The 24234-nt window shown below is 66.6% G+C and carries 24 protein-coding genes; 9 read left to right on the forward strand and 15 right to left on the reverse strand.

Translation table 11 applies throughout. From position 1 onward, the window contains the following. Window positions 1-9: 9 nt before the first annotated feature. Window positions 10-1455 (reverse strand): aldehyde dehydrogenase family protein, encoded by a 1446-nt coding sequence (locus AE618_RS05615; protein WP_054208072.1) that lies wholly within the window; start codon window positions 1453-1455, stop codon window positions 10-12. Window positions 1456-1567: 112 nt separating this feature from the next. Continuing rightward, window positions 1568-2224: a glutathione S-transferase family protein gene (locus tag AE618_RS05620; RefSeq protein ID WP_054208073.1), complete on the reverse strand. Its 657-nt coding sequence runs from the start codon at window positions 2222-2224 to the stop codon at window positions 1568-1570. A 180-nt stretch (window positions 2225-2404) separates the two neighbouring features. Here AE618_RS05620 and AE618_RS05625 point away from each other — a divergent pair, with 180 nt between their 5' ends. Beyond that, complete coding sequence (locus AE618_RS05625; RefSeq protein ID WP_054208074.1) at window positions 2405-3619, forward strand: polyhydroxyalkanoate depolymerase; 1215 nt, start codon at window positions 2405-2407, stop codon at window positions 3617-3619. A 28-nt stretch (window positions 3620-3647) separates the two neighbouring features. Here the strand turns inward: AE618_RS05625 and AE618_RS28405 are convergent, their stop codons facing one another. Beyond that, entirely contained in the window at window positions 3648-3800 is a 153-nt protein-coding gene (locus AE618_RS28405; protein ID WP_197280682.1) for a hypothetical protein, read from the reverse strand. Between the two features lie 215 nt (window positions 3801-4015). On the opposite strand from AE618_RS28405, the gene AE618_RS05630 reads away from it, so the two are divergent. Continuing rightward, window positions 4016-4504, forward strand: coding sequence for a pyridoxamine 5'-phosphate oxidase family protein (locus AE618_RS05630; protein ID WP_054208075.1), 489 nt, complete (start codon window positions 4016-4018; stop codon window positions 4502-4504). 15 nt (window positions 4505-4519) lie between these two features. Here the strand turns inward: AE618_RS05630 and AE618_RS05635 are convergent, their stop codons facing one another. From AE618_RS05635 to AE618_RS05650, 4 genes are all read right to left on the reverse strand, one after another. Continuing rightward, on the reverse strand, window positions 4520-5188 hold the full coding sequence (locus AE618_RS05635; protein WP_156330125.1) for a phosphatase PAP2 family protein: 669 nt from the start codon (window positions 5186-5188) through the stop codon (window positions 4520-4522). A 76-nt stretch (window positions 5189-5264) separates the two neighbouring features. Next, the gene (locus AE618_RS05640) at window positions 5265-6164 is read right to left on the reverse strand and encodes a diacylglycerol/lipid kinase family protein (RefSeq protein WP_054208077.1); all 900 of its coding nucleotides are present in this window, start codon (window positions 6162-6164) and stop codon (window positions 5265-5267) included. A gap of 75 nt (window positions 6165-6239) precedes the next feature. Beyond that, window positions 6240-7130 carry a transglutaminase-like domain-containing protein gene (locus AE618_RS05645; RefSeq protein WP_054208078.1) on the reverse strand — a complete coding sequence of 297 codons (891 nt, stop codon included), beginning with the start codon at window positions 7128-7130 and terminating at the stop codon, window positions 6240-6242. Window positions 7131-7378: 248 nt separating this feature from the next. Further along, on the reverse strand, window positions 7379-7774 hold the full coding sequence (locus AE618_RS05650; RefSeq protein WP_054208079.1) for a PRC-barrel domain-containing protein: 396 nt from the start codon (window positions 7772-7774) through the stop codon (window positions 7379-7381). Between the two features lie 351 nt (window positions 7775-8125). Here AE618_RS05650 and AE618_RS05655 point away from each other — a divergent pair, with 351 nt between their 5' ends. Next, window positions 8126-8389: a glycine zipper domain-containing protein gene (locus tag AE618_RS05655; RefSeq protein ID WP_054208080.1), complete on the forward strand. Its 264-nt coding sequence runs from the start codon at window positions 8126-8128 to the stop codon at window positions 8387-8389. 98 nt (window positions 8390-8487) lie between these two features. On the opposite strand, the gene hutC is transcribed toward AE618_RS05655, so the two are convergent. Together hutC and AE618_RS05665 are read right to left on the reverse strand one after the other, a co-directional pair. Beyond that, window positions 8488-9237 carry a histidine utilization repressor gene (gene hutC / locus AE618_RS05660; protein WP_210166441.1) on the reverse strand — a complete coding sequence of 250 codons (750 nt, stop codon included), beginning with the start codon at window positions 9235-9237 and terminating at the stop codon, window positions 8488-8490. 35 nt (window positions 9238-9272) lie between these two features. After that, on the reverse strand, window positions 9273-10640 hold the full coding sequence (locus AE618_RS05665) for a formimidoylglutamate deiminase (protein ID WP_432704490.1): 1368 nt from the start codon (window positions 10638-10640) through the stop codon (window positions 9273-9275). Window positions 10641-10752: 112 nt separating this feature from the next. On the opposite strand from AE618_RS05665, the gene hutI reads away from it, so the two are divergent. From hutI to AE618_RS05690, 5 genes are all read left to right on the forward strand, one after another. Further along, a complete protein-coding gene (gene hutI, locus AE618_RS05670) occupies window positions 10753-11976 on the forward strand; it encodes an imidazolonepropionase (RefSeq protein WP_054208206.1) in 1224 nt (407 codons plus the stop codon). Next, on the forward strand, window positions 11973-13508 hold the full coding sequence (gene hutH / locus AE618_RS05675) for a histidine ammonia-lyase (RefSeq protein ID WP_054208082.1): 1536 nt from the start codon (window positions 11973-11975) through the stop codon (window positions 13506-13508). The genes hutI and hutH overlap by 4 nt, the downstream gene beginning before the upstream one ends. Window positions 13509-13607: 99 nt before the next feature. Beyond that, window positions 13608-14414: an N-formylglutamate deformylase gene (gene hutG, locus AE618_RS05680; protein WP_054208207.1), complete on the forward strand. Its 807-nt coding sequence runs from the start codon at window positions 13608-13610 to the stop codon at window positions 14412-14414. A gap of 50 nt (window positions 14415-14464) precedes the next feature. Continuing rightward, window positions 14465-16132, forward strand: a complete 1668-nt coding sequence (gene hutU, locus AE618_RS05685) for a urocanate hydratase (RefSeq protein WP_054208083.1) — start codon at window positions 14465-14467, stop codon at window positions 16130-16132. A 168-nt stretch (window positions 16133-16300) separates the two neighbouring features. Continuing rightward, entirely contained in the window at window positions 16301-16879 is a 579-nt protein-coding gene (locus tag AE618_RS05690) for a HutD/Ves family protein (RefSeq protein WP_054208084.1), read from the forward strand. Between the two features lie 31 nt (window positions 16880-16910). On the opposite strand, the gene AE618_RS05695 is transcribed toward AE618_RS05690, so the two are convergent. The 5 genes from AE618_RS05695 to AE618_RS05715 form a co-directional block, all read right to left on the reverse strand. Next, window positions 16911-18317, reverse strand: coding sequence for a TRAP transporter large permease (locus AE618_RS05695; protein WP_054208085.1), 1407 nt, complete (start codon window positions 18315-18317; stop codon window positions 16911-16913). 8 nt (window positions 18318-18325) lie between these two features. Continuing rightward, window positions 18326-18904: a TRAP transporter small permease gene (locus AE618_RS05700; RefSeq protein WP_054208086.1), complete on the reverse strand. Its 579-nt coding sequence runs from the start codon at window positions 18902-18904 to the stop codon at window positions 18326-18328. A gap of 158 nt (window positions 18905-19062) precedes the next feature. Continuing rightward, window positions 19063-20034, reverse strand: coding sequence for a sialic acid TRAP transporter substrate-binding protein SiaP (locus AE618_RS05705; protein ID WP_054208208.1), 972 nt, complete (start codon window positions 20032-20034; stop codon window positions 19063-19065). Between the two features lie 96 nt (window positions 20035-20130). Further along, the gene (locus tag AE618_RS05710) at window positions 20131-20910 is read right to left on the reverse strand and encodes a FadR/GntR family transcriptional regulator (protein WP_054208087.1); all 780 of its coding nucleotides are present in this window, start codon (window positions 20908-20910) and stop codon (window positions 20131-20133) included. A 172-nt stretch (window positions 20911-21082) separates the two neighbouring features. Continuing rightward, window positions 21083-22162, reverse strand: a complete 1080-nt coding sequence (locus AE618_RS05715; protein WP_054208088.1) for a citrate synthase/methylcitrate synthase — start codon at window positions 22160-22162, stop codon at window positions 21083-21085. A gap of 85 nt (window positions 22163-22247) precedes the next feature. Between AE618_RS05715 and AE618_RS05720 the strand changes: the two genes are divergently transcribed. Then, window positions 22248-23402: a citrate synthase family protein gene (locus AE618_RS05720; RefSeq protein WP_054208089.1), complete on the forward strand. Its 1155-nt coding sequence runs from the start codon at window positions 22248-22250 to the stop codon at window positions 23400-23402. 51 nt (window positions 23403-23453) lie between these two features. Here the strand turns inward: AE618_RS05720 and AE618_RS05725 are convergent, their stop codons facing one another. Further along, entirely contained in the window at window positions 23454-24233 is a 780-nt protein-coding gene (locus tag AE618_RS05725; RefSeq protein WP_054208090.1) for an ABC transporter ATP-binding protein, read from the reverse strand. Window position 24234 lies beyond the last annotated feature (1 nt).

The following is a 24234-nucleotide window of genomic DNA, read 5'->3' on the forward strand; positions in this document are numbered from 1 at the left end:
TCCGCAGGTTCAGGCCAGCGTGTAGGCCGTCTTCACCGTGGTGTAGAACTCCTTGGCGTAGGCGCCCTGCTCGCGCGGGCCGTAGCTCGAGCCCTTCCGGCCGCCGAAGGGCACATGGTAGTCGACGCCGGCCGTGGCAAGGTTGACCATCACCATGCCGGCCTCGGCATTGCGCTTGAAATGCGTCGCATGCTTCAGCGAGGTCGTGCAGATGCCCGAGGACAGGCCAAACTCGGTGTCGTTGGCCACAGCGAGCGCCTCCTCGTAGTCCTTGACGCGGATGATGTTGGCGACGGGGCCGAAGACCTCCTCGCGCGAGATCCGCATGCTGTTCGTCGTTTCGGTGAACAGTGCCGGCTGGAGGTAGAAGCCGGGGGTCTCGCGCTTCAGGAGTTCGCCGCCGAAGGCGAGCTTGCCGCCCTCGTCCTTGGCGATCTGGATGTATTTCAGGTCCTGGTCGAGCTGGCTCTGGTCGACGACCGGGCCGATATGTGTGCCGCTTTTAAGCGCGTCGTCGACGACCACGCCCTTCAGCCGCTCGATGCAGGCCTCGACGAAGCGGTCATGGATGCCGGCCTGGACGATCAGGCGCGAGGACGCCGTGCAGCGCTGGCCGGTGGAGAAGAAGGCGCCGGTGACGGCCGCCTCGACGGCCGTCTTCAGGTCGGCGTCGTCGAGCACGACGAGCGGGTTCTTGCCGCCCATTTCGAGCTGGACCTTCTTCATCGGCGAGGAGGCGATGCAGGCCTCGGCGATCTTGCGGCCGGTCGCGACCGAGCCGGTGAAGGAGATCGCGTGCACGTCCTTGTGCTGCAGCAGCGCCTGGCCGACGACCGAGCCGCGGCCCATGACGAGGTTGAGCACGCCCTTGGGCAGGCCGGCGCGCTGGAGGATGTCGACCAGCGCCCAGGCCGAGCCCGGCACCAGGTCGGCCGGCTTGATGACGACGCAGTTGCCGTGGGCGAGCGCAGGCGCGATCTTCCAGGCGGGGATCGCGATCGGGAAGTTCCAGGGCGTGATCATGCCGACGATGCCGACCGGCTCGCGCGTGATCTCGACGCCGACGCCCGGACGCACGGAGGGCAGCATCTCGCCGCTCAGGCGCAAGGCTTCGCCGGCGAAAAAGGCCATGACCTGGCCGGCGCGGCCGGCCTCGCCAATGCCCTCTGCGAGGGTCTTGCCCTCCTCGCGCGAGAGCAGCTTGCCGAGCTCTTCCTTGCGGGCCAGGATCTCGTCCGAGGCCTTCTTCAGGATCTCGTAGCGCTCCTGCGGGCTGGAGCGGCTCCAGGCCGGGAAGGCGGCCTTGGCGGCGGCGACCGCGTCATTGAGCTGGTCGACGGAGCCTTGCGCATACTCGCCGACGACGTCGTTGGTGTTCGACGGGTTGATGTTGCGCGAGGCGTTGCCCGATGCGGCCCATTCGCCGGCGATCAGGTTCTTGAAAATCTCTGTCATGAGGTTGCCTCCCACGGCTTCTGGCGTTCGTGGGGGGTTTAGCGTCTTTGGGACCGGAAGACCAATGCCGCAGAGAGATCGCCCGATCCCGCTGGCGTAGGATCAGCCTTCGTCAGAACTCCGCGTCGAGCTCTTCCAGCTCTTCCGGCTCGGTCTTGGCGGCCTCGATCCAGCGCTTGAGCGCAGGCCAGGCCGAAATCGCCTTGCAATAGGCCTGGGATGCCGGATCGAGCGGGACGTCATAGGTCAGGAAGCGCAGGCAGACCGGCGCGTACATCGCGTCGGCCATGGTCAGCGTCTTGCCGAAGAGATAGGGGCCGCCATGGCTCGCGAGGCATTCGCGCCAGATCTCGGTGACCCTATCGATGTCGGCCTGGGCGCCGGCCCAAACCTTGAAGCCAGGATAATGCGCCTTGAGGTTCATCGGCAGCGCCGAGCGCAGATTGGCGAAGCCGGAGTGCATTTCGCCGCAGATCGCGCGGCAATGCGCCCGCGCGGCGGCGTCCTTCGGCAGCAGCCCGGCCTGCGGCCTGATCTCATCGAGATAGGCCGCGATCGCCAGCGTGTCCCAGACCGTGATGCCGTCATGGGTCAGACGGGGCACGAGGAAGGAGGGCGACAGCAGCAGCAATTCGGCGCGGGCGGAGGGGTCGTCGACCGAGAGCATATGCTCCTCGACCTCCAGCCCCGCCAGTACACACAGCAGCCAGCCACGCAGCGACCAAGAGGAGTAGTTCCTGCTGCTGATGGTCAGGGTGGCTGCGGTCATGGGCGTCGTCCTCGACGGAGAGGCTCTTAGCATAGCAAGAGATGTTCCAATGCGTGGCGTACAATAGAAAGATTCTTGCGGAAATCCAATTTTGCGGTGCAACATGATCGCCACAGGGAGCCACCCGCCGGCATCGCCGTCGGCAGGGGGCCGTGCCTTGTCCGCCGGGGTCGCACACTGATGCTCTATCTCGCCTATCAGGCCCAGTCCGACGTCATGAATCCGGCCAAGATGCTGGCCCAGGGGGCGCTGGCCGCGCTCGGAGCGCGGGCCATGTCGGGCCAGCCCGTCGATCTGCGCGCGGCCTCGGCCGCCTATGAGATGGTGACGCGCGCCGGGCTGACCCATGAACGCCCGCCCTATCACATCGACAGCGTGCGCGACGGCAATCGCGACGTCGCCGTCAAGGAAGAGGTCGTACTGAGCCTGCCCTTCGGCAGCCTGCTACGCTTCCGCAAAGACAGCGACACGCCCCAGGCGAAAGTGCTGGTGGTGGCGCCGATGTCGGGCCATTTCGCGACGCTGCTGCGGGGCACGGTCGCGACGCTGCTGCGCGACCACGACGTCTACATCACCGACTGGCACAATGCCCGCGATGTCAGCCTCGAACACGGCCCGTTCGGCTATGACGATTACGTGGATACGCTGATCCGGTTCATCGAGACGTTGGGAGACCAGACCCATGTTGTCGCGGTGTGCCAGCCCTGCGTGCAGGTGCTCACTGCGGCTGCCGTCATGGCGCAGGCGGGCAGCCCCTTCCAGCCGCGCAGCATGACGCTGATGGCGGGGCCGGTCGATACCCGGGTCAATCCGACGACGGTCAACAAGCTTGCGATGGACAAGCCGATCGAGTGGTTTCGAAAGAACCTGATCGCCACCGTGCCGTCGCGCTATCCGGGCGGGGGCCGCAAGGTCTATCCAGGCTTCGTCCAGCTCGGGGCGTTCCTGGCGATGAACATGCAGCGGCACATCAACGCCCATATCGACCTGTTCACCCATCTTGCCACCGGCGAGACGGAGGAGGCGCAGAAGATCAAGTCGTTCTACGACGAGTATTTCGCAGTGCTCGACCTGCCGGCCGAATTCTACCTCGAGACCGTGCAATGGATCTTCCAGGAGGCGCGGCTGGCGGCTGGTACGCTGACCTATCGCGGCGAGACCGTCGATTGCCGCGCGATCCGCAAGACCGCGCTTTTGACCGTCGAGGGCGAGCGCGACGACATCTGCTCCCTCGGGCAGACATCGGCGGCGCACGATCTCTGCTCGGGGCTCAAACCCTTCCGCAAGCGCCATCACATGCAGGCCGGCGTCGGGCATTACGGCGTGTTCTCGGGCCGCAAATGGGACGGGCAGATCTACCCGATCGTCCGCAACATGATTGTCGCCAACAGCTAGGCGGAGGTGTCGGGCGGCGCCGGACCGCCTACTTCTCCTTGATCGACAACCCGTTCTTGCCGACGGAGATCTCGACGCCTTCGGGCTGCTTCTTCTCCTGATAGAGCGCGTAGCCGGTGACGGCCAGGCCAACGACGAGGAGGACGACAAGCGCGACGAGCAGATTGCGGGATGCGGGCATGAGACTTCCAGGTAAAGAACCGCAGGCGGTGCGGCGCGTTCTCAACCCGCAATGCGGCATAAAGTTCCCGCAGTGCAGCGGGGCGCGGGCCCTGGCCCGAGACGGTGCGTGATTGACAGCCGGACGGGCCGGCACCTTGATGGGGAACGCCCATGCGGGCGTCGGCGTTTCGTCATGGAGCTGCCGCCGCGATTGTCGCAGCAGGAGGGCGCACGATGCCGGAAACGGAACTCCAGCAGACGATCTGGTCGGCGCTCGACCGTCACCCCGTCTGGATGGTGACGACGGCCGCCGATGGGGCGATCCGGACAAGGCCGATGTCAGGGCATATCGACCGTGAAAACCATCGCGTCCTGTTCGTGCCCCACCGCCATACCGGAGCGCTGGCGGAGGCTTTGCGCTCGCCCAGCGTCTCGATGGCGATCAGCGAAGAGGATCGCAATTTCTATGCTGCGATTGGTTGCTCGGCCGCCGAAATCGACGACCGCGACCTGATCCGGCAGATCTGGACACCGATGACCAGCGCCTGGTTTCCCGGTGGTCCGGACGATCCCGACGCGATGCTGCTGGCGCTGACGCCGCTTTCGGCGGAAATCTGGAATGGGCCCTCCAGCAGCGTGCTCGTGGCCTTCAAGCTGGCGACTGCCAAGATCCTAGGCCGCCAGCCCGACCTCGGCGTCAACGCCACGATCGACATGAGGTAGGACCGGCCCGTACCGTCAGGCGCCCGGGCCGGCATCGGGCGGATCGGCCGCCGCCATTTTGCGACCGAGCAAGGCCACGGCGAGGCTCGACCAGGCGATCCCCAGGCACCAGCCGCCGATCACGTCCGTCGGCCAGTGGACTCCGAGATAGACGCGGCTGACGCCGATCAGGACGATCATCACCCAGGCCAGCCAGATGCAGAGCCGCGCGATGTCGTCCCGGTGCGAGGCGAGGCCGATGAAGCCGGCGATGCTCAGCATGGTGACCGCGGAGAGGAAGGCGTGCCCGCTCGGGAAGCTCGCCGTGAAGGTCAGTGCGGCATGTTCGACGATGTCGGGCCTGTCACGGCCGATCACTATCTTAAGCCCGGTGCTGACCAATGTCGCCGAGATCACCGTCACCGCCAACCCGATTGAGAGATGCCGATAGCGGCAAAGCCACAGCGTCAGGCTGGCAGCGATTGTCATCATGCCGAGCCCGACAAAACTGCCGAGCGCCGTCACATCGCGCATCGCCTCGCGAAACCAGGCGGGGCCGAGCGGCATCGACAGGTCGTCGCTCTCTCGAAACAGCAGGACGAGGCTGCGATCGAACGCAAAGCTGCGGCCCGACGCAATGAACAACGCCAGGCCCAGAAAGGCAAAGGCGGCAGCGACCGGGATGAGAAAACGCGGCTTCAGCAAGGAGACGGCCAATCCGAGCGTTGAATCGAGGGGCAGGTCTGCGACGCGATCGTAGATAGACGATGCGCTCGCGCTTTCAATCGGGCTGCCTGCGCGCCGCGATCAACCGAATGGCGCCGGGCAGCAGCTTGTAGACCAGCGGGCCCGCCTTGCGCTCGACCTCGCCGTCGAAGGTGATATGGCCGCGACGCTTGTCGCGCCGCGTCAAGGTGACCTCCGAGCCGGTGAACGAGGTGAGGTTGTCGGAGGTGCGCCACTTACCGGAAACGATCGAGAACGCCGCCTTGCAGCGGGAGTAGAGCCCGCCGGCATTGAGGATATGGACCTCGAAGACGCCGCCATCCAGCTTGTCGCGGCGCCATTCCGCGCCTTCGAAGCTGTTGACCGTGACCAGCACGGCATCCGCCTGGACCACGCGGCGCTCGTCGCCGATGCCGACATCGACGGTGATCGCCCGGGTGAACAGGATCGAGCGCGTCGCGGCCACCATGAACGCCACCGCGCGGCTGAACGGAAAGCGGCGGCGGGCAAATTCGCGCTCGCGGGCCATCAGACTGAAGAAGCCCATGCCCGAGAGCGAGTGGAACAGCCGGTCGTTGACGCTGCCGACGTCCAGGACCACGGGCGCACCGTTGCAAACCGCCGCGATCTGATCTTCGAGCGAGCCGGTCAGGCCGAGATCCCGGCCGAGCACGTTGACAGTGCCCAGCGGCAGGACGCCAACAGGCCTGTTCGCTTGCAGCAAGACGGGAAGAACGCCGTTGAGCGTGCCGTCGCCGCCCGCGATCACGGGCATGCAATCCTGATCCTCGATCGCCAGCGAGAGCGCATCGTCCAGCTCGCGCGGATGCACCAGCTTGACCTCGGCGGAGCAAGCTTGGGCCTCGAACGCTGCGATGATGCGCGCGGCAAAAGCGTCTGCGCCGGCTTCGAGGACGGTGCCGGCGCGGGCGTTGACGACGACGACGTGATGCATGGGGCGCCGAGAAGGGAGAAGCCCCGGTCCGGGGCAGGACGGCGATGCGGTCGATCGACCGCCCGGACTATAGTTTCAGACGGTCGCGTGCGCCATGGGCCGCACGTTCGCCGGCGTCCGCACGGCGATCTCGACCTGTGGTTCGTCGACCTCCTCGGTCGTCACCTCGAAGCGCTGCAGAACATGCGGCCCAAAGGAACTGATCATCGCCACATCCGTCGCGTCGCGCCCCCTGGCGATGACCACCCGGCCGATGCGCGGCATGTTGTGCCGGGCATCGAAGGTATACCAGCGCCCGCCGAGGAAGACCTCGAACCAGGCGTTGAAGTCCATCGGCGCCGGATCTCGCGGCACGCCGATATCCCCGAGATAGCCATTGCAATAGCGTGCCGGGACATTGACGCAGCGGCACAGCGCAACCGCGAGATGCGCGAAATCACGGCAGACGCCGATGCGCTCCTCGAAGGCCTCCGCCGCCGTGCGCGTGCTACGAGCAAAATGGTAGCCGAAGGTCAGGTGGTTGTGGACGAAATCGACGATCGCCTGAACGCGCTGCCAACCCGCCGGGATATGACCGAACAGGCTCCATGCCTGCGCCGACAATTTATCGGTCTCGCAGTAGCGGCTGCCGAGCAGGTAGATCAACGCTTCGTCGGGAAGGCGCGAGGGCGGCACCTCGCCAGCGGCGGTGTTGATCGGATCGGCTACACCCGAATCCTGGACGATTCCATCGGCCCGCAACGCTATCCCACCGGGGGGCGCCGTGATCCTGCGGCAGATGTTTCCGAACGGGTCGATATGCTGCGTCGCTTCGATCCGCAGCGCCGGATTTCGCAGAGACGTCACGGCCATGTCGCCGGGGGTCAAAAGATCGTGCCGGCGGGAGGGATGCACGTCGAGCAGCGTGATGAGAGGCAATTCCTGCTGGCAGACGATCTCGATATTGTAGCCATAGCGAATGTGCATGATGCTCTCATGGGGTTCGCATCGAATGGCCTTCCGCCGTCGATGCCGGACACGGCGGTCCGGGGCCTGCTGGTGCTCGTCTGCCCGTTCACAGGAATAGAGGGGCCGTCGGCGCACCCGTCTCACTCACACAGCCAAGAGCGGAGCTCTCATAAAACGGAAGATGCGGGCCTTTCGGCCCGCATCCCGCCGCCACGACGGTTCGGCTGGGGGGATAGCAACCGCCGCGACCTGCGTCTGGGCGTCGCCTACATCATCCAGTAGGGCATCGTGCCGTAGTAATCATGGACGCGCTTGCCATAGGCCTTGTCGTCCCAGTCGGGCTCGCCCTCGCTATCGTACATGGGGGCCGCCTCGAGCTTGTCCTTGGTCAGCGGAACGACGTAACCGCCGCGTTCGCTGTCGAAATCGAGCACGCTCCACGGAATCGGGTGGTACTTCTCGCCGAGGCCGAGGAAGCCGCCGAACGACATGATGGCGTAGGCGACCTTGCCGGTCTGCTTGTCGAGCATGACGTCATAAATCTCGCCGAGATGGTCGCCGTTGGAGTTGTAGACGTCCGTGCCAGCGACACGCGCACCGGCGATGAGGGGGTTTGACGAAGACGTCTCCCCGAGGCGTGACGGTGTGTCGTTCAGGGTCATATGCGGATCCTCCGACTATGCAGCCTGTCATGCTGCGAGATTGCCGGATCAACGTGGCTTGCCGGAGAAAGTTCCCCGCTTGGAAGCGAACCTAAACTGTGAGTTTTGGTGCACCCTTCCTGACCGGACTCGATGATCCGACAGCCTGATCCGATTGGACTGACCGCACACCAGCAGGGAGACCGTCCAGGCAGCGGTCGAGCCAGGCGCGCCGCAAAGCTCGCCAGGGAACCTTTGGGACGGGCAGCCGTTAGGTTGGGACGGTCGGTCATGGCCGTGCCGAGCGGCGTGCCCTAAGCCGGCACAGCACGATGCCGTCGCTTTGAATCATAAGCGCCAAGGAACGATACAATGAAAAAGATCATGATTATCGCTGCCCTCGCAGCATCGCTTGGTGCCTGCACCGCCCAGGAAGAGCGAGTCGGCGGCGGGGCGCTGATCGGCGCCGGCACCGGTGCCGTGATCGGCGGTCTGGCGACGGGACGTGCGGGCGGTGCGCTCGCTGGCGCGGCTATCGGCGGCGTTGCCGGCGGTGCCATCGGTGGCGCGACCTCGCCGACCCGCACCTGCGTCGGTCGCGACGAGTACGGCCAGCGCTTCCGCTACGATTGCTGATCGCCTGACGATCAGGCCGGGCTGCCCTTCCGGGCGGCCCGGCATCATGTCGATACCGCTCTGGATCGGGCTATCCAGCCCAGGCTGCGCCCATCCAGCTAGACCTGACCATAAGGTCCGAACCTGCCGACGAAGCGATGCCGGCTGCCTGGATAGAGCAGCCGAACGGCCGTGACCGGCGAACCCTGGTTCCAGGTACGGCGCTCGATCAGGAGACAGGGCTCGCCCGCTCCGATGTCCAGAAGCTGCGCGTCGTCCGGCTCGGCCGGCACGGCGCTGATCGCGTGCTCGGCCTGTGACCAGAGGCTGTTGCCAAGCAGCCAGTCGCCCGGTGGGGTCTTGCTGAAATCCTCGGCAGCGGCGGCCGGGACCGTCGCCAGATGGATCACCCGCTCTTCGAGGACATGAGCCTTGCCGTCGGCGCGATGCAGCGTGACGAGATGGGCGACCTTCTCGCCTCGCTTCAAGCCAAAGCGAAGAGCGAGCTCGGCGGAGGGGCGCCCATCCTCGCGTGACAAAACCTCATAATCATAACGCTGTCCGAGCCGTTCGACCTCCTCGGGAATCGAGAGGATGTCGAGCATGGCGTGGCTCGCCGGAGGGCTCGCCACGATGGTGCCGGAGCGACGGCGCCGCGTGATCAAACCCTCGCGGGCGAGTTGCACCAGCGCGCGATGAACCGTCATCCGCGACGCACCAAGCTGCTCCATCAGCGCATGTTCGGGCGGCACCGATGTCCCCGGCGGCCAAGTTCCTGCCAAGATAAGATCACGGACCGCGCGCCGGATCTGATCGTAGATCGGGCCGGCACCATCGAGCCTCACCGCATCGAGACGCGTCTGCGTCATGGCTTCCTGCGTCATGCCGGCTTGGTTCATGGCCGTCACAGGGCTGCGAGCAGCTTGCGCATGACGGCGGCGAGGCGCGCCTTCACCGCCGCACGCGCGGGGTGATGTCCGCCCGAGACCACCTGCCGGCCGCCGACGAAGACGTCCCGCACGGGCAGCGCATTGCCGATGAAGATCGCGCTGTCGAGCGCCGCTTCACCTGTCTTGCCGATCAGAGCGGGGTGGTCGGGATCGAGCGTGACCAGATCGGCGCGCAGCCCCGGTGCGAGCGCGCCGAGCGCCCGGCCGCAGGCCTGGGCGCCACCGGCCGCCGCCGCGCGCCAGAGCGCGACGCCGGTCGAGGCGTCGGCCTCCGCCATCAGGGCGCGGCGGCGGTCGCGGAAGCGCTGGGAATACTCGAGCAGGCGCAGTTCGGACCCTGCGTCGATCTGGATGTTGGAATCGCTGCCGACGCCGTAGCGCCCGCCCGAAGCCCGGTAGCGCACGCCGTCGAAGATGCCGTCGCCCAGGCTGGCCTCGGTGATCGGACACAGGCCGGCCACGGCGCCGCTTGTCGCGATGGCATCGCGCTCGGCATCGTCGAGATGGGTGGCGTGGATCAGGCACCAGCGCCGGTCGAGCTCGATGGTGTCATTGAGCAACGCGACGGGACGACGGCCCATGATCGCGACGCTGTCCTCGACCTCGCGCATCTGCTCGGCCACATGGATGTGAAGCGGCCCGTCGGGGCGCAAGCCTGCGAGCCAGGCGAGGTCGTCGAGCGCTACCGCCCGCAGCGAATGCGGGGCGAGGCCGAGTTTTGCATCAGGGAGATGACGGATCGCGGCCTCGCTCGCCTCGATCAGCCTGAGATAGGAGTCGCGGTCGTTGACGAAGCGGCGCTGGCCATGGACGGACGGAGCCTGGCCGAAATTGCCGAAGCGGTAGAGCACCGGCAGCAGGGTCAGGCCAAGCCCGGTCTCCTCGGCGGCAGCGGCGATGGCGGCCCCCATCGCGGCGATGTCGGCGTAAGGGCGGCCGTCCTTGTCGTGATGCAGGTAATGGAACTCGGCCAGCGCCGTGAAGCCGCCTTCCAGCATCTCGACGAAGGCCTGGGCGGCAAGCGCCTGGACATCGTCGGGGTCGAGCCGGTCGAGGAAGCGATACATGACCTCGCGCCAGGTCCAGAACGAATCCTCCCTTGCCCCGCGGCGTTCGGCGAGCCCGGCCATGCCGCGCTGGAAGGCGTGGCTGTGCAGGTTCGGCATGCCCGGCAGCGCAAGGCCGGAAAGCCTGACATCATCGGTGCTGGCCGCGGCGCCGGGCTCGACTGAGGTGATCGTTCCGTCCGCGACGACGAGCCTTACATTGTCGGCGAAGCCGCTTGGCAGGAGTGCCTGCTCCAAATGAAGGGTCAGGTTCACGGCATCGCTCCCAACATCAATTGCATATGCAATTAACCTCTTGCCATTTGCATATGCAATTAGATAGCATATTCGGACGTAAGGATAGCCGAGAGGAGCTGACGTGGCGACGATGTCCGGTGAGCCCCCGACCTGCGACAGGCTCTGGACGAAGGCGCGGCTGGCGACGATGTCGCCCTCAGTGGCGGCTCCTTATGGCGCCGTCGAGGATGGTGTCGTGGCCGCCCGCGATGGGCGCATCCTCTACGTAGGGCCGCGCAGCGACGCGCCTGCCTTCCGCGCCGCAGAGACAATTGATTGCGGCGGGCGCTGGATCACGCCCGGGCTGATCGACTGCCACACCCATCTCGTCTATGGCGGCGACCGCGCCCATGAATTCGAACTCCGCCTGCAGGGCGCGAGCTATGAAGAGATCGCGCGCTCCGGGGGCGGCATCCTGTCGACGGTCAAGGCGACACGGGCGGCGAGCGAGGCCCAGCTGTTCGCCAGCGCCGACAGGCGGCTATCGGCGCTGATCGCCGAGGGCGTCACCACCGTCGAGATCAAATCCGGCTACGGGCTGGAACAGCAGGCCGAGATCAAGCAGCTCAGCGCGGCGCGGCGACTTGGGCGCGAGCGGCCGGTCCGGGTCCGCACCACCTTCCTCGGCGCCCATGCCGTGCCGCCCGAATTCAAGGGGCGCTCGGGCGATTACACCGATCTCATCGCCGGCTCGATGCTCGACGCCATCGCGGCGCAGGGGCTGGCGGACGCGGTCGACGTCTTCTGCGAGGGCATCGCGTTCTCCCCGGAGGAGACGCGGACCGTCTTCGCGGCGGCGAAAGCCAAGGGGCTGGCGATCAAGATCCACGCCGAGCAGCTGTCCAATCTCGGCGGTGCGGCGCTGGCAGCCGAGATGGGAGCGCTGTCGGGCGACCATCTCGAATATCTCGACGAGGCCGGCGTGATGGCGATGGCGCAGGCCGGCATGGTCGCCGTCGTGTTGCCCGGCGCCTTCTATTTCCTGCGCGAGACGCAGAAGCCTCCGATCGAGCTCTTGCGGAAGCATGGCGTCGCAATCGCGCTGGCGACCGACGCCAACCCCGGCTCCTCGCCTCTGACATCGCCGCTGCTGGTGATGAACATGGCCTGCACCCTGTTCCGGCTGACGCCGGAGGAGGCGCTGGCGGGGCTGACGTGCCATGCCGCGAAGGCTCTCGGCCTTCAGGACGAGATCGGCACGCTCGAGGCCGGCAAGGCCTGCGATCTCGCGATCTGGGACATCGAGCGCCCGGCGGAGCTCGCCTACCGCATCGGCTTCAACCCGCTTCACGCCCGGATCTGGAACGGCCAATGAGCACGCTTCTCCCGATCGAGCCCGGCCATGCCGCATTGACGCAATGGCGCGACGTGATCCACGGCGCGCCGATCACGCTGTCGGAGACGAGTGCGGATGCGATTCATGCCGCCCAGGCGATCGTCGACGACATCGTCGCGGCCGGCACCGTGACCTATGGCGTCAACACCGGCTTCGGGAAGCTCGCCAGCGTGCGGATCGCGGACGCCGACCTCGCCACGCTGCAGCGCAATCTCATCCTGTCGCATGCGGTGGGCACCGGCCCTGCCCTGCCCGACGGCGTGGTGCGGCTGATCCTGGCGATGAAGGCGGCAAGCCTGGCGCGTGGAGCCTCGGGCGTGCGGCCGGTCGTGGTCGAGGCGCTGCTCGGCGCGCTGACGAATGAGGCGCTGCCGATCGTGCCGGCCAAGGGCTCGGTCGGCGCCTCGGGCGATCTCGCACCGCTCGCTCACCTGACGGCCGCGCTGATGGGCGTCGGCGAGATCAGGCTGAAGGGCGAGGTGATGCCGGCGGCGGACGCGCTCGCGCGGATCGGCCAGGCGCCGCTCGCGCTCGGCCCTAAGGAGGGGCTGGCGCTGATCAACGGGACGCAGGTCTCGACCGCGCTGGCGCTCACCGGCCTCACCGCCATGGCGCGGGTGTTCGACGCCGCGCTGGTCGCCGGCGCGCTCTCGGTCGATGCACTGAAGGGCTCCGACACACCGTTCGACCCGCGCATCCAGGCCCTGCGCGGCCAGCCCGGCCAGATCCGCGTAGCGGCGCTGCTGCTCGAACTGATCGCCGGTAGCGAAATCCGCGACAGCCACCGCTTCGGGGACTCAAAGGTTCAGGACCCCTATTCGCTGCGCTGCCAGCCGCAGGTGATGGGCGCGGTGCGCGACCTGCTCGCCAATGCGGCGGTAACCCTTGCGATCGAGGCCAACGCCGTCACCGACAACCCGCTGGTGCTGGGGCCGGGCGAGGTCGTCTCGGGCGGGAACTTCCATGCCGAGCCAGTGGCCTTCGCCGCCGACATGCTGGCGATGGGGCTGTGCGAGATCGGCAATCTCTCGGAGCGGCGCATCGCGCTTCTGGTCGACCCCGTGATGAGCGGCCTGCCGCCCTTCCTGGCGCGCGATGCGGGGCTGAACTCCGGCTTCATGATCGCGCAGGTGACGGCGGCCGCGCTGGCGTCGGAGAACAAGCAGAAGGCCCATCCGGCCTCGGTCGACACCATCCCGACCTCGGCCAACCAGGAGGACCATGTCTCGATGGCGACGCATGGCGCCTACCGCCTGCTCGACATGGCCGCCAACGCCGCGAGCATCGTCGGCGTCGAATTGATGGCGGCAGCCGAGGCGATCGAGCATCATCGCCCAATGACCACGAGCCCAAGGCTGGAGCCTGTGCTGGCGCTGCTGCGCGGCAAGATCGCGCCGCTGACTGAGGACCGCTACCTCGCGCCCGATCTCGCGGCGGCGACGGAGCTGGTGCTGTCGGGGGCTGTGGGCCAGGCGGCCGGGCTGGATTCGTTTGCGGAGTTCGGGGCTTGAGGCTCGCGCGCGTCATTCTCGGGCGGAGCGCAGCGCAGACCCGAGAATCTCGGGCAGGAGATGCTCGGGTCAAGCCCGAGCATGACGGAGCATGAACGCATGACCTCGATCGTCACCGTCACCCAGGGCCCCTCCCCGCTGATCCTGTCGATGCCCCATCCCGGCACCGGGCTGCCGCCGGAGGTTCATGCCGCGCTGAACGAGACCGGCCGCACCGTGCCCGATACCGACTGGCACATGCGCGAGCTTTATGCCTTCGCGGAGCGCTTCCAGCCGACCATCGTCGAGGCCGGGCTGTCGCGCTATGTCATCGACCTCAACCGCGACCCGTCGGGCGTCTCGCTCTATCCGGGCCAGGCCACGACGGAGCTGGTGCCCACGACCACCTTCGACGGTGAGCCGATCTGGACGACGCCGCCCGACGCGGCCGAGATCGAACGGCGGCGCGAGACCTACTTCCAGCCCTATCACGATGCGCTGGCCGCCGAGATCGCGCGCGTCCGGAAGGCGCATGGCTGGTGCCTGCTCTGGGACTGCCACTCGATCAAATCGGTGATCCCGCGCCTGTTTCCCGGCACGCTGCCGACGCTGAATCTGGGCACAAATTCAGGCCAGAGCTGTGCGCCCGCCGTCGAGACGGCTGCGGCCGCCGCCATGGCCGGCCATGAGCTGACGCAGATCGTCAATGGCCGCTTCAAGGGCGGCTGGATCACCCGGCACTACGGCCGCCCGCAGGACAATGTTCACGCGATCCAAATGGAGATCGCGCTCAGCGCCTATCTCGCGCAGGAGGCGTCGCCCTGGCATTTCGACGCCGCACGCTCCCGCCCGCTTCAGGCCGCGCTCGAAAGCATCATCGACGCGGCGCTCGCTGCCGCGATGGTCGAATCCGTCGGCCTCGGCTGACGACCAACCACGCCGCATCTCAAACCGCCCTGCCCCGAACGGAGCCGTCCATGACCCGCATCGACAACAGCCGCGTCATCCGCTCACCCCATGGCACGGAGCTTTCCGCCAAGAGCTGGCTCACCGAAGCGCCCCTGCGCATGCTGATGAACAATCTCGACCCCGACGTCGCCGAAAAGCCGGGCGAGCTCGTGGTCTATGGCGGCATCGGCCGCGCCGCCCGCACCTGGGAGGATTTCGACCGGATTTGCGCCTCGCTGCGCTCGCTCGAAGCCGATGAGACGCTGCTGGTGCAGTCGGGCAAGCCGGTCGGCATCTTCAGGACGCATGCGGACGCGCCGCGCGTACTGATCGCGAATTCCAACCTCGTCCCGGCCTATGCGAACTGGGAGCATTTCCACCATCTCGATAAGCTCGGGCTGATGATGTACGGCCAGATGACGGCCGGCTCCTGGATCTATATCGGCACGCAAGGCATCGTTCAGGGCACCTACGAGACCTTCGTCGAGGTCGGCCGGCAGCATTTCGGCGGTTCGCTCAAGGGCAAATGGGTGCTCACCGGCGGACTTGGCGGCATGGGCGGCGCGCAGCCTCTGGCCGCCACGATGGCCGGCGCCTCGATGATCGCAGTCGAGTGCAAGCCGTCCTCGATCGAGTTCCGCCTGCGCACCGGCTATCTCGACGAGAAGGCCGACAGCGTCGACGAGGCGCTGGAAATCATCGAGCGGGCTCACAAGGCCGGCAAGGCGGTCTCGGTCGGCGTACTCGGCAATGCCGCCGAGGTCTTTCCCGACATGGTCGAGCGCGGCATCCGGCCCGACGTCGTCACCGACCAGACCTCGGCGCATGACCCGCTCAACGGCTATCTGCCGGCGGGCTGGACGCTGGCCGAATGGGAGGAGCGTCGCGAGCGCGACCCGGCCGGGACGATCCTGGCGGCGAAAGAATCGATGGCGGTGCATGTCGGTGCGATGCTCGATTTCCACCGCATGGGCGTGCCGACGCTCGATTACGGCAACAACATCCGCCAGATGGCCAAGGACATGGGCGTTGCTGACGCCTTCGATTTCCCCGGCTTCGTGCCGGCCTATATCCGGCCGCTGTTCTGCCGGGGCATCGGGCCGTTCCGCTGGGCGGCGCTCTCGGGCGATCCCGAGGACATCTACAAGACCGACGCCAAGGTGAAGGAGCTGATGCCGGACAATCCGCATCTGCACAACTGGCTCAACATGGCGCGAGAGCGGATCAAGTTCCAGGGCCTTCCTGCCCGCATCTGCTGGGTGGGCCTGGGCGACCGGCACCGGCTGGGCTTGGCCTTCAACGAGATGGTGGCCAAGGGCGAGCTGAAGGCGCCCGTCGTGATCGGCCGCGACCATCTCGATTCAGGCTCGGTCGCTTCGCCCAACCGCGAAACCGAAGCGATGAAGGACGGTTCGGACGCCGTCTCAGACTGGCCGCTGCTGAACGCGCTGCTGAATACGGCGGGCGGTGCGACCTGGGTCTCGCTGCATCATGGCGGCGGCGTGGGCATGGGCTATTCGCAGCATTCGGGCGTGGTCATCGTCGCCGACGGCACGCCGGAGGCGGCCAAGCGGCTGGAGCGCGTGCTCTGGAACGACCCCGCCACCGGCGTCATGCGCCATGCCGATGCCGGCTACGAGATCGCGATCGACTGCGCGAAGGAGAAGGGGCTGAAGCTGCCGGGAATTTTGGGGTGAGCCCACTGTCATTCCGGGGCGCCCGAAGGGCGAACCCGGAACCCACGACCGGGTGAGCCAGCCAGACACCCTCGGCCAATATGGAATGTCGTCGCCCAGTCGTGGTTCCCGGGTTCTCCGCTGCGCGGAGCCCCGGAATGACAAAGGGTCGGCATGCAAAGGAAGCCCATGCGCATCATCCGCGCCGCCGACCGCACGGTCATGCCGTGGAAGAACGGCAAGGGGATCACGACCGAGATTGCCGTCTTTCCCGAGGGAGCCTCGCTGAGCGATTTCGACTGGCGCATCTCGACCGCGGACGTCGCGGCAGACGGACCATTCTCGCCCTTCCCCGGAGTCGACCGGACGCTCGCCTTCCTCGACGGGAACGGCATGCGCCTGTCGTTCGACGATGGCGAGACAGTCGCGCTCGACCACGCCTCGCCGCCCCATGGCTTCGATGGCGGCAGGCCGGTCACCGGCCTGCTCACATCTGGGCCGATCACCGATCTGAATGCCATGAGCCGGCGCGGGCGCTGGACCCATGACATGGTGCGGCTCGACGGTCCCGGGACGCATCGTTGGGAAGCCCCCGGAGGTCTGCTCGTCCTCGTCGCGCATCGCGGCGCCTGGAGCGTGACGAGCGGTGACCGCAGCGAAAGCCTTGGAGCCGGCGACAGCGCCATTCTCGACGCCACCGCCAGCGTCAAGGCTGCGGCGACGCTGGGGGGCGCCCTCTACGTGATCAGCCTGCGCCGGCTGTCATAGAGCCGGCGCGCATCGACCGCGCTCGGCCACCCTATCTGATCATCCCCATCGTGCGCGGCAGCCAGAGCGTCAGCTCGGGGATGAAGGTGATCGCGAAGAGCGCCGCAAACAGCGGAATCAACCAGGGCAGGATCGCCATGGTCGTCCGCTCGACCGAGAGATTGGCGACGCGCGAGAGCACGAACAGCACCATGCCGAGCGGCGGATGCAGCAGGCCGATCATCAGGTTCAACGTCATGATCAACCCGAAATGGATCGGGTCGACGCCGAGCTTGAGCGCGATCGGCAGCAGGATCGGCACGACGATCGTGATTGCCGCGATGGTGTCGAGGAAGCAGCCGATGAACAGCAGCAGCAGGTTCACCAGGATCAGGAAGACCCATTTGTTCTGGGTCAGGCTGAGGATCGCGTCCGACATAATCTGCGCGGTGTTCGAGACCGTCAGCAGCCAGGCGAAGATGGAAGCCGCGGTGACGATGAAGAGCACCGAGGCGGTCGTCTCGATGGTGTCGAAGGTCGCCTTGGTCAGGGTTCGCAGCGTCATCGAGCGATAGCGGACGAGGCCCAGGAACAGCGACCAGATCACGGCGGCCGCGGCGGCTTCCGTCGGCGTGAACCAGCCCATTGTCATGCCGCCGATCAGGATGACCGGCGTCATTAGCGCCATTACCGCCGAGAAGTCGAAGTAATAGTCGAGGGCCAGCAGCAGCGCGAGAGCCAGCCCGATGGCGACATTGTCCGACAGGCCAACCCAGATCAGGCCATAGGCGACGATCGGGAAGCCGAGCACGATCGCGACTTCGATGCCGGCCGTTCCGATTTCGCGCCACGAGAACGCCGAGTCGGAGCCCCATTTGTAGATGCGCGCGAAGATCGCCACCGTCGCCATCATGAACAGGGTCATGACCACCCCGGGGATGACGCCGCCGAGGAAGAGCGCGCCGATCGAGGTGTTCGACATCATGCCGTAGATGACGAAGGGCAGCGAGGGCGGAATGATCGGCCCCAGCGTGGCCGAGGCTGCCGTGACGCCGACGGCGACCTCGGCAGAATAGCCGTGGTCCTTCATCGCCTTGATCTCGATCGTGCCGATGCCGGCGGCATCCGCGATCGCGGTGCCCGACATGCCCGAGAAGATGACCGAGCCGATAATGTTGACCTGCGCCAGGCCACCCCGCATCCAGCCGACGAGCGCGACCGCGAAGGCGTAGATGCGCCCGGTCACGCCAGCGATGTTCATGAGGTTGCCGGCGAGGATGAAGAAGGGCACCGCGAGCAGCGGGAAGCTCTCGACGCCTGCGATCATGCGCTGGGCCAGGATGACGTCGGGCACCGTCCCCGAGACGAGGATGAAGGCGAGGGAAGCGACGGCCATGGCGATCGCCACAGGCACGCCGAGTATCATCAGGGCGAGGAAGGAACCGAGCAGGATGAGCATGTCTGGTCTCAGGCCTCCGAGCCGTCGAAGGCCGCGGGCTTTTCCAGGACGGAATAGCCGCGGCGCAAATTCTGCCAGGCGACATGCAGCGCCCGCAGCGTCATCAGCGCGAAGGCGAGAACGACCGCGTTGAAGACGATCGATTTCGGCAGGTCGACCGTCGTCATCATCTCGTCAGGGATCAGCGAGGCGTATTTGTACGTCAACCAGGTGCCATAGGCGAGGAAGCCGATGCGGACGATATCGACGAAGGTCGCCATGATGCGGCCCAGGCGAGGCGACATGTAGCGGTAGAGAAAATCCACCTGGATGTGTCGAGAGGCGCGCACGCAGAGCGAGGCGCCGAGAAAGACCACGATGACGAGGGCATTGATCGCGATCTCTTCTGTCCAGGCGAAGGAGTTGTTGAGAACGTAGCGGGTGAAGAATTGCAGGATGACGCAGCCGACCATGACCCAGAACGCGGCGAGGGTCAGCCAGTCCTCAATGCCATAGACCGATAGATCGGCGGGCGGCGCCGTCTCGTCGAAGACGTGGGCGAGTTCCTCGCTGGTAACCTTGGTGTGAATCTCGGGGGTCGTGTTCATAGGTTGGTCCAGTCGTGAGGAACTCGGCCAAGGCGGCCTTCGTCATTGCGAGCGCAGCGAAGCAATCGAGGAGGTTGGCTTAGCGGCTCTCGATTGCCTCGTCGGCTGCGCCTCCTCGCAATGACGAAAACGTCGTCGCGAGGAGGCAGGATCAAGACTTACTTGATCGCCTGGATGCGATCCCAATCGGCCTTGCGGTAGCCGAACTGCTCGAAGGTGACGTTCTTCTGCACATTGGCGAGGAACTCCGCCTTGTCGACCTCGGTCACGGTCAGACCCTTGTCCTTGAAGAACTGGACGAGCTTGGCCTCGGAGGCTTGGATCTGCTTGGTGGCGCGGGCCGAGGCCTCCTGCGCGACTTCGCTGAAGATCTTGCGATCCTCGGGCGAAAGCTTGTCCCAGAGCTGCTTGGCGACGACCGTGTTGAGGTGGTCGACGATGTGGCCGGTCAGGACGATGTGCTTCTGGACCTCGTAGAACTTCTTGGCCTCGATCGTGGTCAGCGGATTCTCCTGCGCCTCGACGGTGCCGTTCTGGAGCGCGAGATAGACCTCGGCGAAAGCGATCGGCGCCGTGTTCGCGCCGCAGGCACGCGGCATGGCGAGATAGGCCGGCACGTCGGGCACGCGGATCTTGAGGCCCTTCATGTCGGCGCAGCTCTTGATCGGCTTGTTCGAGGTGGTGTGGCGCGTGCCGTAATAGGTCACCGAGACGATCTGGTGGCCGGTCTTCTCCTGGTACCCCTTGGCCATGTCGGTGAACACATCGCTCTTGGTGTAGGCCAGCAGATGCTCCGGGCTGCGGAAGGTGAAGGGGTAATAGGTCACGCCGATCGGCGGAAAGGCGCGCGCGGCAAAGCTCGAGCCGGAGATGATGATGTCGACGGTGCCGAGCGTCAGGCCCTGGTTGATGTCGGTTTCCTTGCCGAGCTGAGACGCCGGATAGACCGTGATCTCGTAGCGGCCATTGGTGCGCTTCTTGAACTCGTCTGCCGCCCAGACGGATTCCGTGTGGAAGGGCTCGGAGGTCTCGTAGACATGCGCCCATTTCAGCTTGGTCTGAGCCTGTGCCGGCGCGCCGGCGACGATCAGGCTCGCGGCCACCGCCGCCATCGTCAGATAGGTCTTCATCGCTTTGGTCCCTCCCATGGGATCGATCGTGTTGCCACCGTTTGTGTCAGTCTTCTTCTTGCGTCAGTTGTTTTTCTTGCGTCAGTTCTTGTCGCGTCAGTTCCTTTTGGCAAGACGGGAAACGACGCTTCCCCGCCCGCTTCCACGGCTGTTGGATCCTCCATTCGGAAGACCCTCCCCGAAGCTCTGTGAAAACCGCTCCTGAGAGCGTTGCAGATGGCGGCGCATCGCCATCCGTGCGCCATCGCCGGTTCCCGCCGCGATCGCGTCGCGAATCTCGCGGTGCTCGGCGACGGCCTGCCGCCAGGACTCGGCGTTCTCGAAATAGCTCGCGAGCTGCTGGAAATACGGATTGATGCGCTGATCGAACAGCATGCCGACGAAACGCGCCAGCACCCCATTGCCGAGACTGGAGGCAATGCCGACATGGAAGGCGCGGTCCAGAGCGACGAGTTCGTCGCTGGAGAGGCCAGGCGTTTCCATGCGGGCGAGAATCTCGTCGAGCGCCGCGATGTCGTTTGGTCGCGCGCAGGTGCCGGCTTCAGCGCAAACCGCGCTCTCGACCAGTTCGCGCGCCTTGAGGACCTCGAAGGGTCCCTCGGGCGCTTCCTCCGCCACCCCGGCAAGGGACGCATGCCCGGCGGGCCTGTCGATGACATAAACGCCGGAGCCCATCCGGATGCGGACCAGACCCTCGACCTCCAGCGCGATCAGGGCCTCGCGGACGGAGGGGCGGGAGACGCCGAGCTTTTCCGCCAGTTCGCGCTCGGGCGGCAGCCGACCGCCCACCGGATACTCGCGCCGATCGATGAGATGGCGGAGCTGGTCGGCGATCTGACGATAAAGGCGTGGCGACTCGACAGCTTCGAGCGGCACAGTTTGCTCCCGGTTTCCATCCCCGGCTCCCGTGGACGGAAGCTCGATTTGGCCATGTGGTCAGGCCAATTGCGGGAGAAACAAGCACTCTCGCGGCGGACTGTCAATCAGACCCGGCGGGCGCCAGGACCCGACCGCACTCCCGCAAGGCGAGCAGACACCGCAGCGCGGCTCATGCCGCGGCTTGCGGCCTGGGGCCGACATAGACCGATTGCGGACGAACCAGCTTGCCCCCGGCGATCTGTTCGCGGGCGTGGGCGAGCCAGCCGGTCGTGCGGCCCAGCGCGAAGACGCAGGTGAAGGCTTCGGGCGGGAAACCGAGCGCTTCCAGCAGCAGAGCGGTGTAGAACTCGACATTCGTTTCAAGCGTCCGGTCGGGCTTGCGCTCCCGCAGGATAGCCAGCGCCGCCTGCTCGACCGCTTCCGCCAGGACCAGGCGGCCGGTCTCTGCGCCCAGCTCGCGGATCGCGCCCTTCAGCGCGTCGGCGCGCGGATCGCGCACGCGGTAGATGCGGTGTCCGAAGCCCATCAGCCGATCGCCCCGGTCGAGCGCCGCCTCGAGCCAGGGCCTGGCGTTCTGCGCCGAGCCGATCGCATCCAGCATGTCGATGACAGGGCCTGGCGCGCCGCCATGCAGCGGTCCTTTGAGCGCACTGATTCCGGCCAGCACCGCCGAGACGAGACCGGCACGGGTCGAGGCCACGACGCGGGCGGCGAAGGTCGAAGCGTTGAGGCCGTGATCGGCTACGGTGACGAGGTAGGTGTCGAGCGCCGCCGCTTGCTGCGGTCCGGGCGTGGTCCCCGTCAACATGCGCAGCGTGTCTGCTGCCTGGGACAGCGTGGCATCGGGTGCGATCGGATCCAGTCCCGCACGCAGGCGCAACACGGCGGGGGTGAAGACCGCCGGAGCCGCCAGCAGCTTCAGGGCGGTTTCGACACTCTCGCCGTCGGGAATGAGCGCGGTCAGCGCCCGCACGAGTTCGACCGGACCGAGCCGCAGCGGCAAGGACGCGGTCTGGACGATCGTCTCGAACAGGTCGCAGCGCGCCGCCGCCAGCGCTGCCGGCACGGCGTCGGGGGTCGGCCAATCCGGCAGGAAGCCGCCGAGCATGCGCCCCGCCATCTGCTCGAAGGAGGTTCGGCCGGCGAGTTCGTCGAGGCTGTGGCCGCAGATGATCAGTCGTCCGGCCGCGCCGTCGACGTGCGACAGGACGGTATGAGCGGCGACGATGTTCTCGAGTCCATTGGACATGGCAGTGGCTCCTCAATCCAGATGGTTGAGGATCAGGGTCGTTGCCGTTAGAATCAATCTTGAACAATATAATCAAGATATCTCGATGAGCGATTGGCTGACGGCACAGGAGGTGATGGAGCAACTGCGGCTGAAGCCACAGACGCTCTATGCCTATGTCAGCCGCGGCTTGATCGAAGCACGGGCGGATGGCGCCGATTCCCGCCGCAGGCTCTACCGCGCCGCCGACATCGACAGGTTGAAACACCGCAAGGCGCGGGGACGCAGGCCAGCGGCGATCGCGGAGGACGCGATCTCATGGGGCGAGCCGGTGCTGGCTTCGACGATCACAACCGTGGCACGCGGCACGCTGTGGTATCGCGGCCGGGACGCCGCCATCCTCGCCGAGACGGGTAAGCTCGAGGACGTGGCGCGGTTGCTCTGGGACTGCGGCACCCAGCGCTTTCCACCGCTCTTCACTCTCGTGCCGGACGGAACCGTATTGCAGCGCGTCTTCGCGGTCGTCGGCGCGCGCGCCGCGATCGATCCCGCAATGGCCGGGCGGACGAAGAAGGCGCTGTATCTCGAAGCGGCCTCGGTGCTCGATTCGCTGGTCGATGCGATCGCCGGGAGGCCCGGCCAGGGGCCGATCCACGCCAGGCTCGCCCGCGCCTGGGGCTGCGAGGACGAGGGCGCCGACCTGATCCGCCGGGCGCTGGTGCTGCTGGCCGATCACGAGCTCAACGCTTCGGCCTTCGCGGTGAGGGTCGCCGCCTCGACGCGGGCCTCTCTGGCTGCCTGCGTGCTCACCGGGTTGGCGGCGCTGTCGGGACCGCTGCATGGCGGCATGGCGCGGCGTGTCCTGGCCCTGATGCGCGAAGCGGAGCGCGAGGGCATCCAGCCGGCATTGGCGGAGCGTCTCGCGGCCGGCACGGCGGTGCCAGGCTTCGGGCACCCGCTCTATCCCGATGGCGATCCGCGCGCGGCGGCGCTGCTCAGGGCATTCCAGCCGCCTCCCCTTTATGCGCAGCTACGCTCCGCAGTCTCGGCGCTCACGGGAGAGGAGCCGAATATCGACTTCGCCCTGACCGCCATGGCGGCGCGACTGCGCCTCACCGAGGAGGCTCCGTTTCTGATCTTCGCAGCGGCGCGCTGCGCGGGGTGGATCGCCCACGCCCTGGAGCAGAACGAGACCGGCAGGCTGATCCGCCCCCGCGCTCGCTACACCGGACCGGAGCCGGGCTCGGCCCCTTTCCCTTGAAGATCGCTGGCGAGACGGAAAGGCCGAGACGTCCAGCGCTGCCTGCGCCTTTCAATGATCGGCCGCCATCACCTCGGCGCGGATCTCCTCGACCAGCCGCTCCTTCAGCGCGACGAATTCCGGGCTCGTCTTGATGGTGTAGGGGCGGGGATGGGGAAGGTCGACGGCGATGTCGGCCTTGATGCGGCCGGGCCGCGCGCTCATCACCACGACGCGCGAGCCGACGAAGATCGCCTCCTCGATGTCATGGGTGACGAAGAGCACGGTCTTGCGCTCGCGCTCCCAGATGCCGAGCAGCATCTCCTGCATCAGAGCGCGGGTCTGGTTATCGAGCGCGCCGAAGGGCTCGTCGAGCAGCAGGATCTTGGGGTCGTTGGCGAGCGCTCGCGCGATCGCGGTGCGCTGCTGCATGCCGCCGGAGAGCTGCTTGGGAAAGTGATCGACGAAGCTCGACAGCCCGACGCGATCGGCCCATTGCCGGGCGATGTCGATGCGCTCGCGCTCCGCGACGCCCTTCTCGCGCAGGCCGAAGGCGATGTTCTGGGCGACCGTCAGCCAAGGGAACAGCGTGTAGCTCTGGAAGACGAAGCCGCGATCGGCGCCCGGCCCGGAGACCGGCACGCCGTCGAGGATGATCTTGCCTTCGCTGGCCGTCTCCAACCCGCCGATGATGCGCAGCAAGGTCGACTTGCCGCAGCCGGAGGGCCCGAGGATGGCGATGAAATCATTATCGCCCACCTTCAGCGAGGTGGGCATCAGGGCGCGGGTCGGCTGACCGCCGCGCTGGGCCGGGAACACTTTCCCGACATTCTCGACGAGGAGCTTGCTCATC

Origin of the sequence: Allobosea vaviloviae, assembly GCF_001298265.1 — a bacterium.
Taxonomy (GTDB): domain Bacteria; phylum Pseudomonadota; class Alphaproteobacteria; order Rhizobiales; family Beijerinckiaceae; genus Allobosea; species Allobosea vaviloviae_B.

Excerpts from the sequence above, each read along its gene's own strand:
- AE618_RS05615 (WP_054208072.1), bottom strand. The coding sequence starts at position 1,455 with ATGACAGAGATTTTCAAGAACCTGATCGCCGGCGAATGGGCCGCATCG.
- AE618_RS05620 (WP_054208073.1), bottom strand. The coding sequence starts at position 2,224 with ATGACCGCAGCCACCCTGACCATCAGCAGCAGGAACTACTCCTCTTGG.
- AE618_RS05625 (WP_054208074.1), top strand. The coding sequence starts at position 2,405 with ATGCTCTATCTCGCCTATCAGGCCCAGTCCGACGTCATGAATCCGGCC.
- AE618_RS28405 (WP_197280682.1), bottom strand. The coding sequence starts at position 3,800 with ATGCCCGCATCCCGCAATCTGCTCGTCGCGCTTGTCGTCCTCCTCGTC.
- AE618_RS05630 (WP_054208075.1), top strand. The coding sequence starts at position 4,016 with ATGCCGGAAACGGAACTCCAGCAGACGATCTGGTCGGCGCTCGACCGT.
- AE618_RS05640 (WP_054208077.1), bottom strand. The coding sequence starts at position 6,164 with ATGCATCACGTCGTCGTCGTCAACGCCCGCGCCGGCACCGTCCTCGAA.
- AE618_RS05645 (WP_054208078.1), bottom strand. The coding sequence starts at position 7,130 with ATGCACATTCGCTATGGCTACAATATCGAGATCGTCTGCCAGCAGGAA.
- AE618_RS05650 (WP_054208079.1), bottom strand. The coding sequence starts at position 7,774 with ATGACCCTGAACGACACACCGTCACGCCTCGGGGAGACGTCTTCGTCA.
- AE618_RS05655 (WP_054208080.1), top strand. The coding sequence starts at position 8,126 with ATGAAAAAGATCATGATTATCGCTGCCCTCGCAGCATCGCTTGGTGCC.
- hutC (WP_210166441.1), bottom strand. The coding sequence starts at position 9,237 with ATGACGCAGACGCGTCTCGATGCGGTGAGGCTCGATGGTGCCGGCCCG.
- hutI (WP_054208206.1), top strand. The coding sequence starts at position 10,753 with ATGTCCGGTGAGCCCCCGACCTGCGACAGGCTCTGGACGAAGGCGCGG.
- hutH (WP_054208082.1), top strand. The coding sequence starts at position 11,973 with ATGAGCACGCTTCTCCCGATCGAGCCCGGCCATGCCGCATTGACGCAA.
- hutG (WP_054208207.1), top strand. The coding sequence starts at position 13,608 with ATGACCTCGATCGTCACCGTCACCCAGGGCCCCTCCCCGCTGATCCTG.
- hutU (WP_054208083.1), top strand. The coding sequence starts at position 14,465 with ATGACCCGCATCGACAACAGCCGCGTCATCCGCTCACCCCATGGCACG.
- AE618_RS05690 (WP_054208084.1), top strand. The coding sequence starts at position 16,301 with ATGCGCATCATCCGCGCCGCCGACCGCACGGTCATGCCGTGGAAGAAC.
- AE618_RS05695 (WP_054208085.1), bottom strand. The coding sequence starts at position 18,317 with ATGCTCATCCTGCTCGGTTCCTTCCTCGCCCTGATGATACTCGGCGTG.
- AE618_RS05700 (WP_054208086.1), bottom strand. The coding sequence starts at position 18,904 with ATGAACACGACCCCCGAGATTCACACCAAGGTTACCAGCGAGGAACTC.
- AE618_RS05705 (WP_054208208.1), bottom strand. The coding sequence starts at position 20,034 with ATGAAGACCTATCTGACGATGGCGGCGGTGGCCGCGAGCCTGATCGTC.
- AE618_RS05715 (WP_054208088.1), bottom strand. The coding sequence starts at position 22,162 with ATGTCCAATGGACTCGAGAACATCGTCGCCGCTCATACCGTCCTGTCG.
- AE618_RS05720 (WP_054208089.1), top strand. The coding sequence starts at position 22,248 with ATGAGCGATTGGCTGACGGCACAGGAGGTGATGGAGCAACTGCGGCTG.
- AE618_RS05725 (WP_054208090.1), bottom strand. The coding sequence starts at position 24,233 with ATGAGCAAGCTCCTCGTCGAGAATGTCGGGAAAGTGTTCCCGGCCCAG.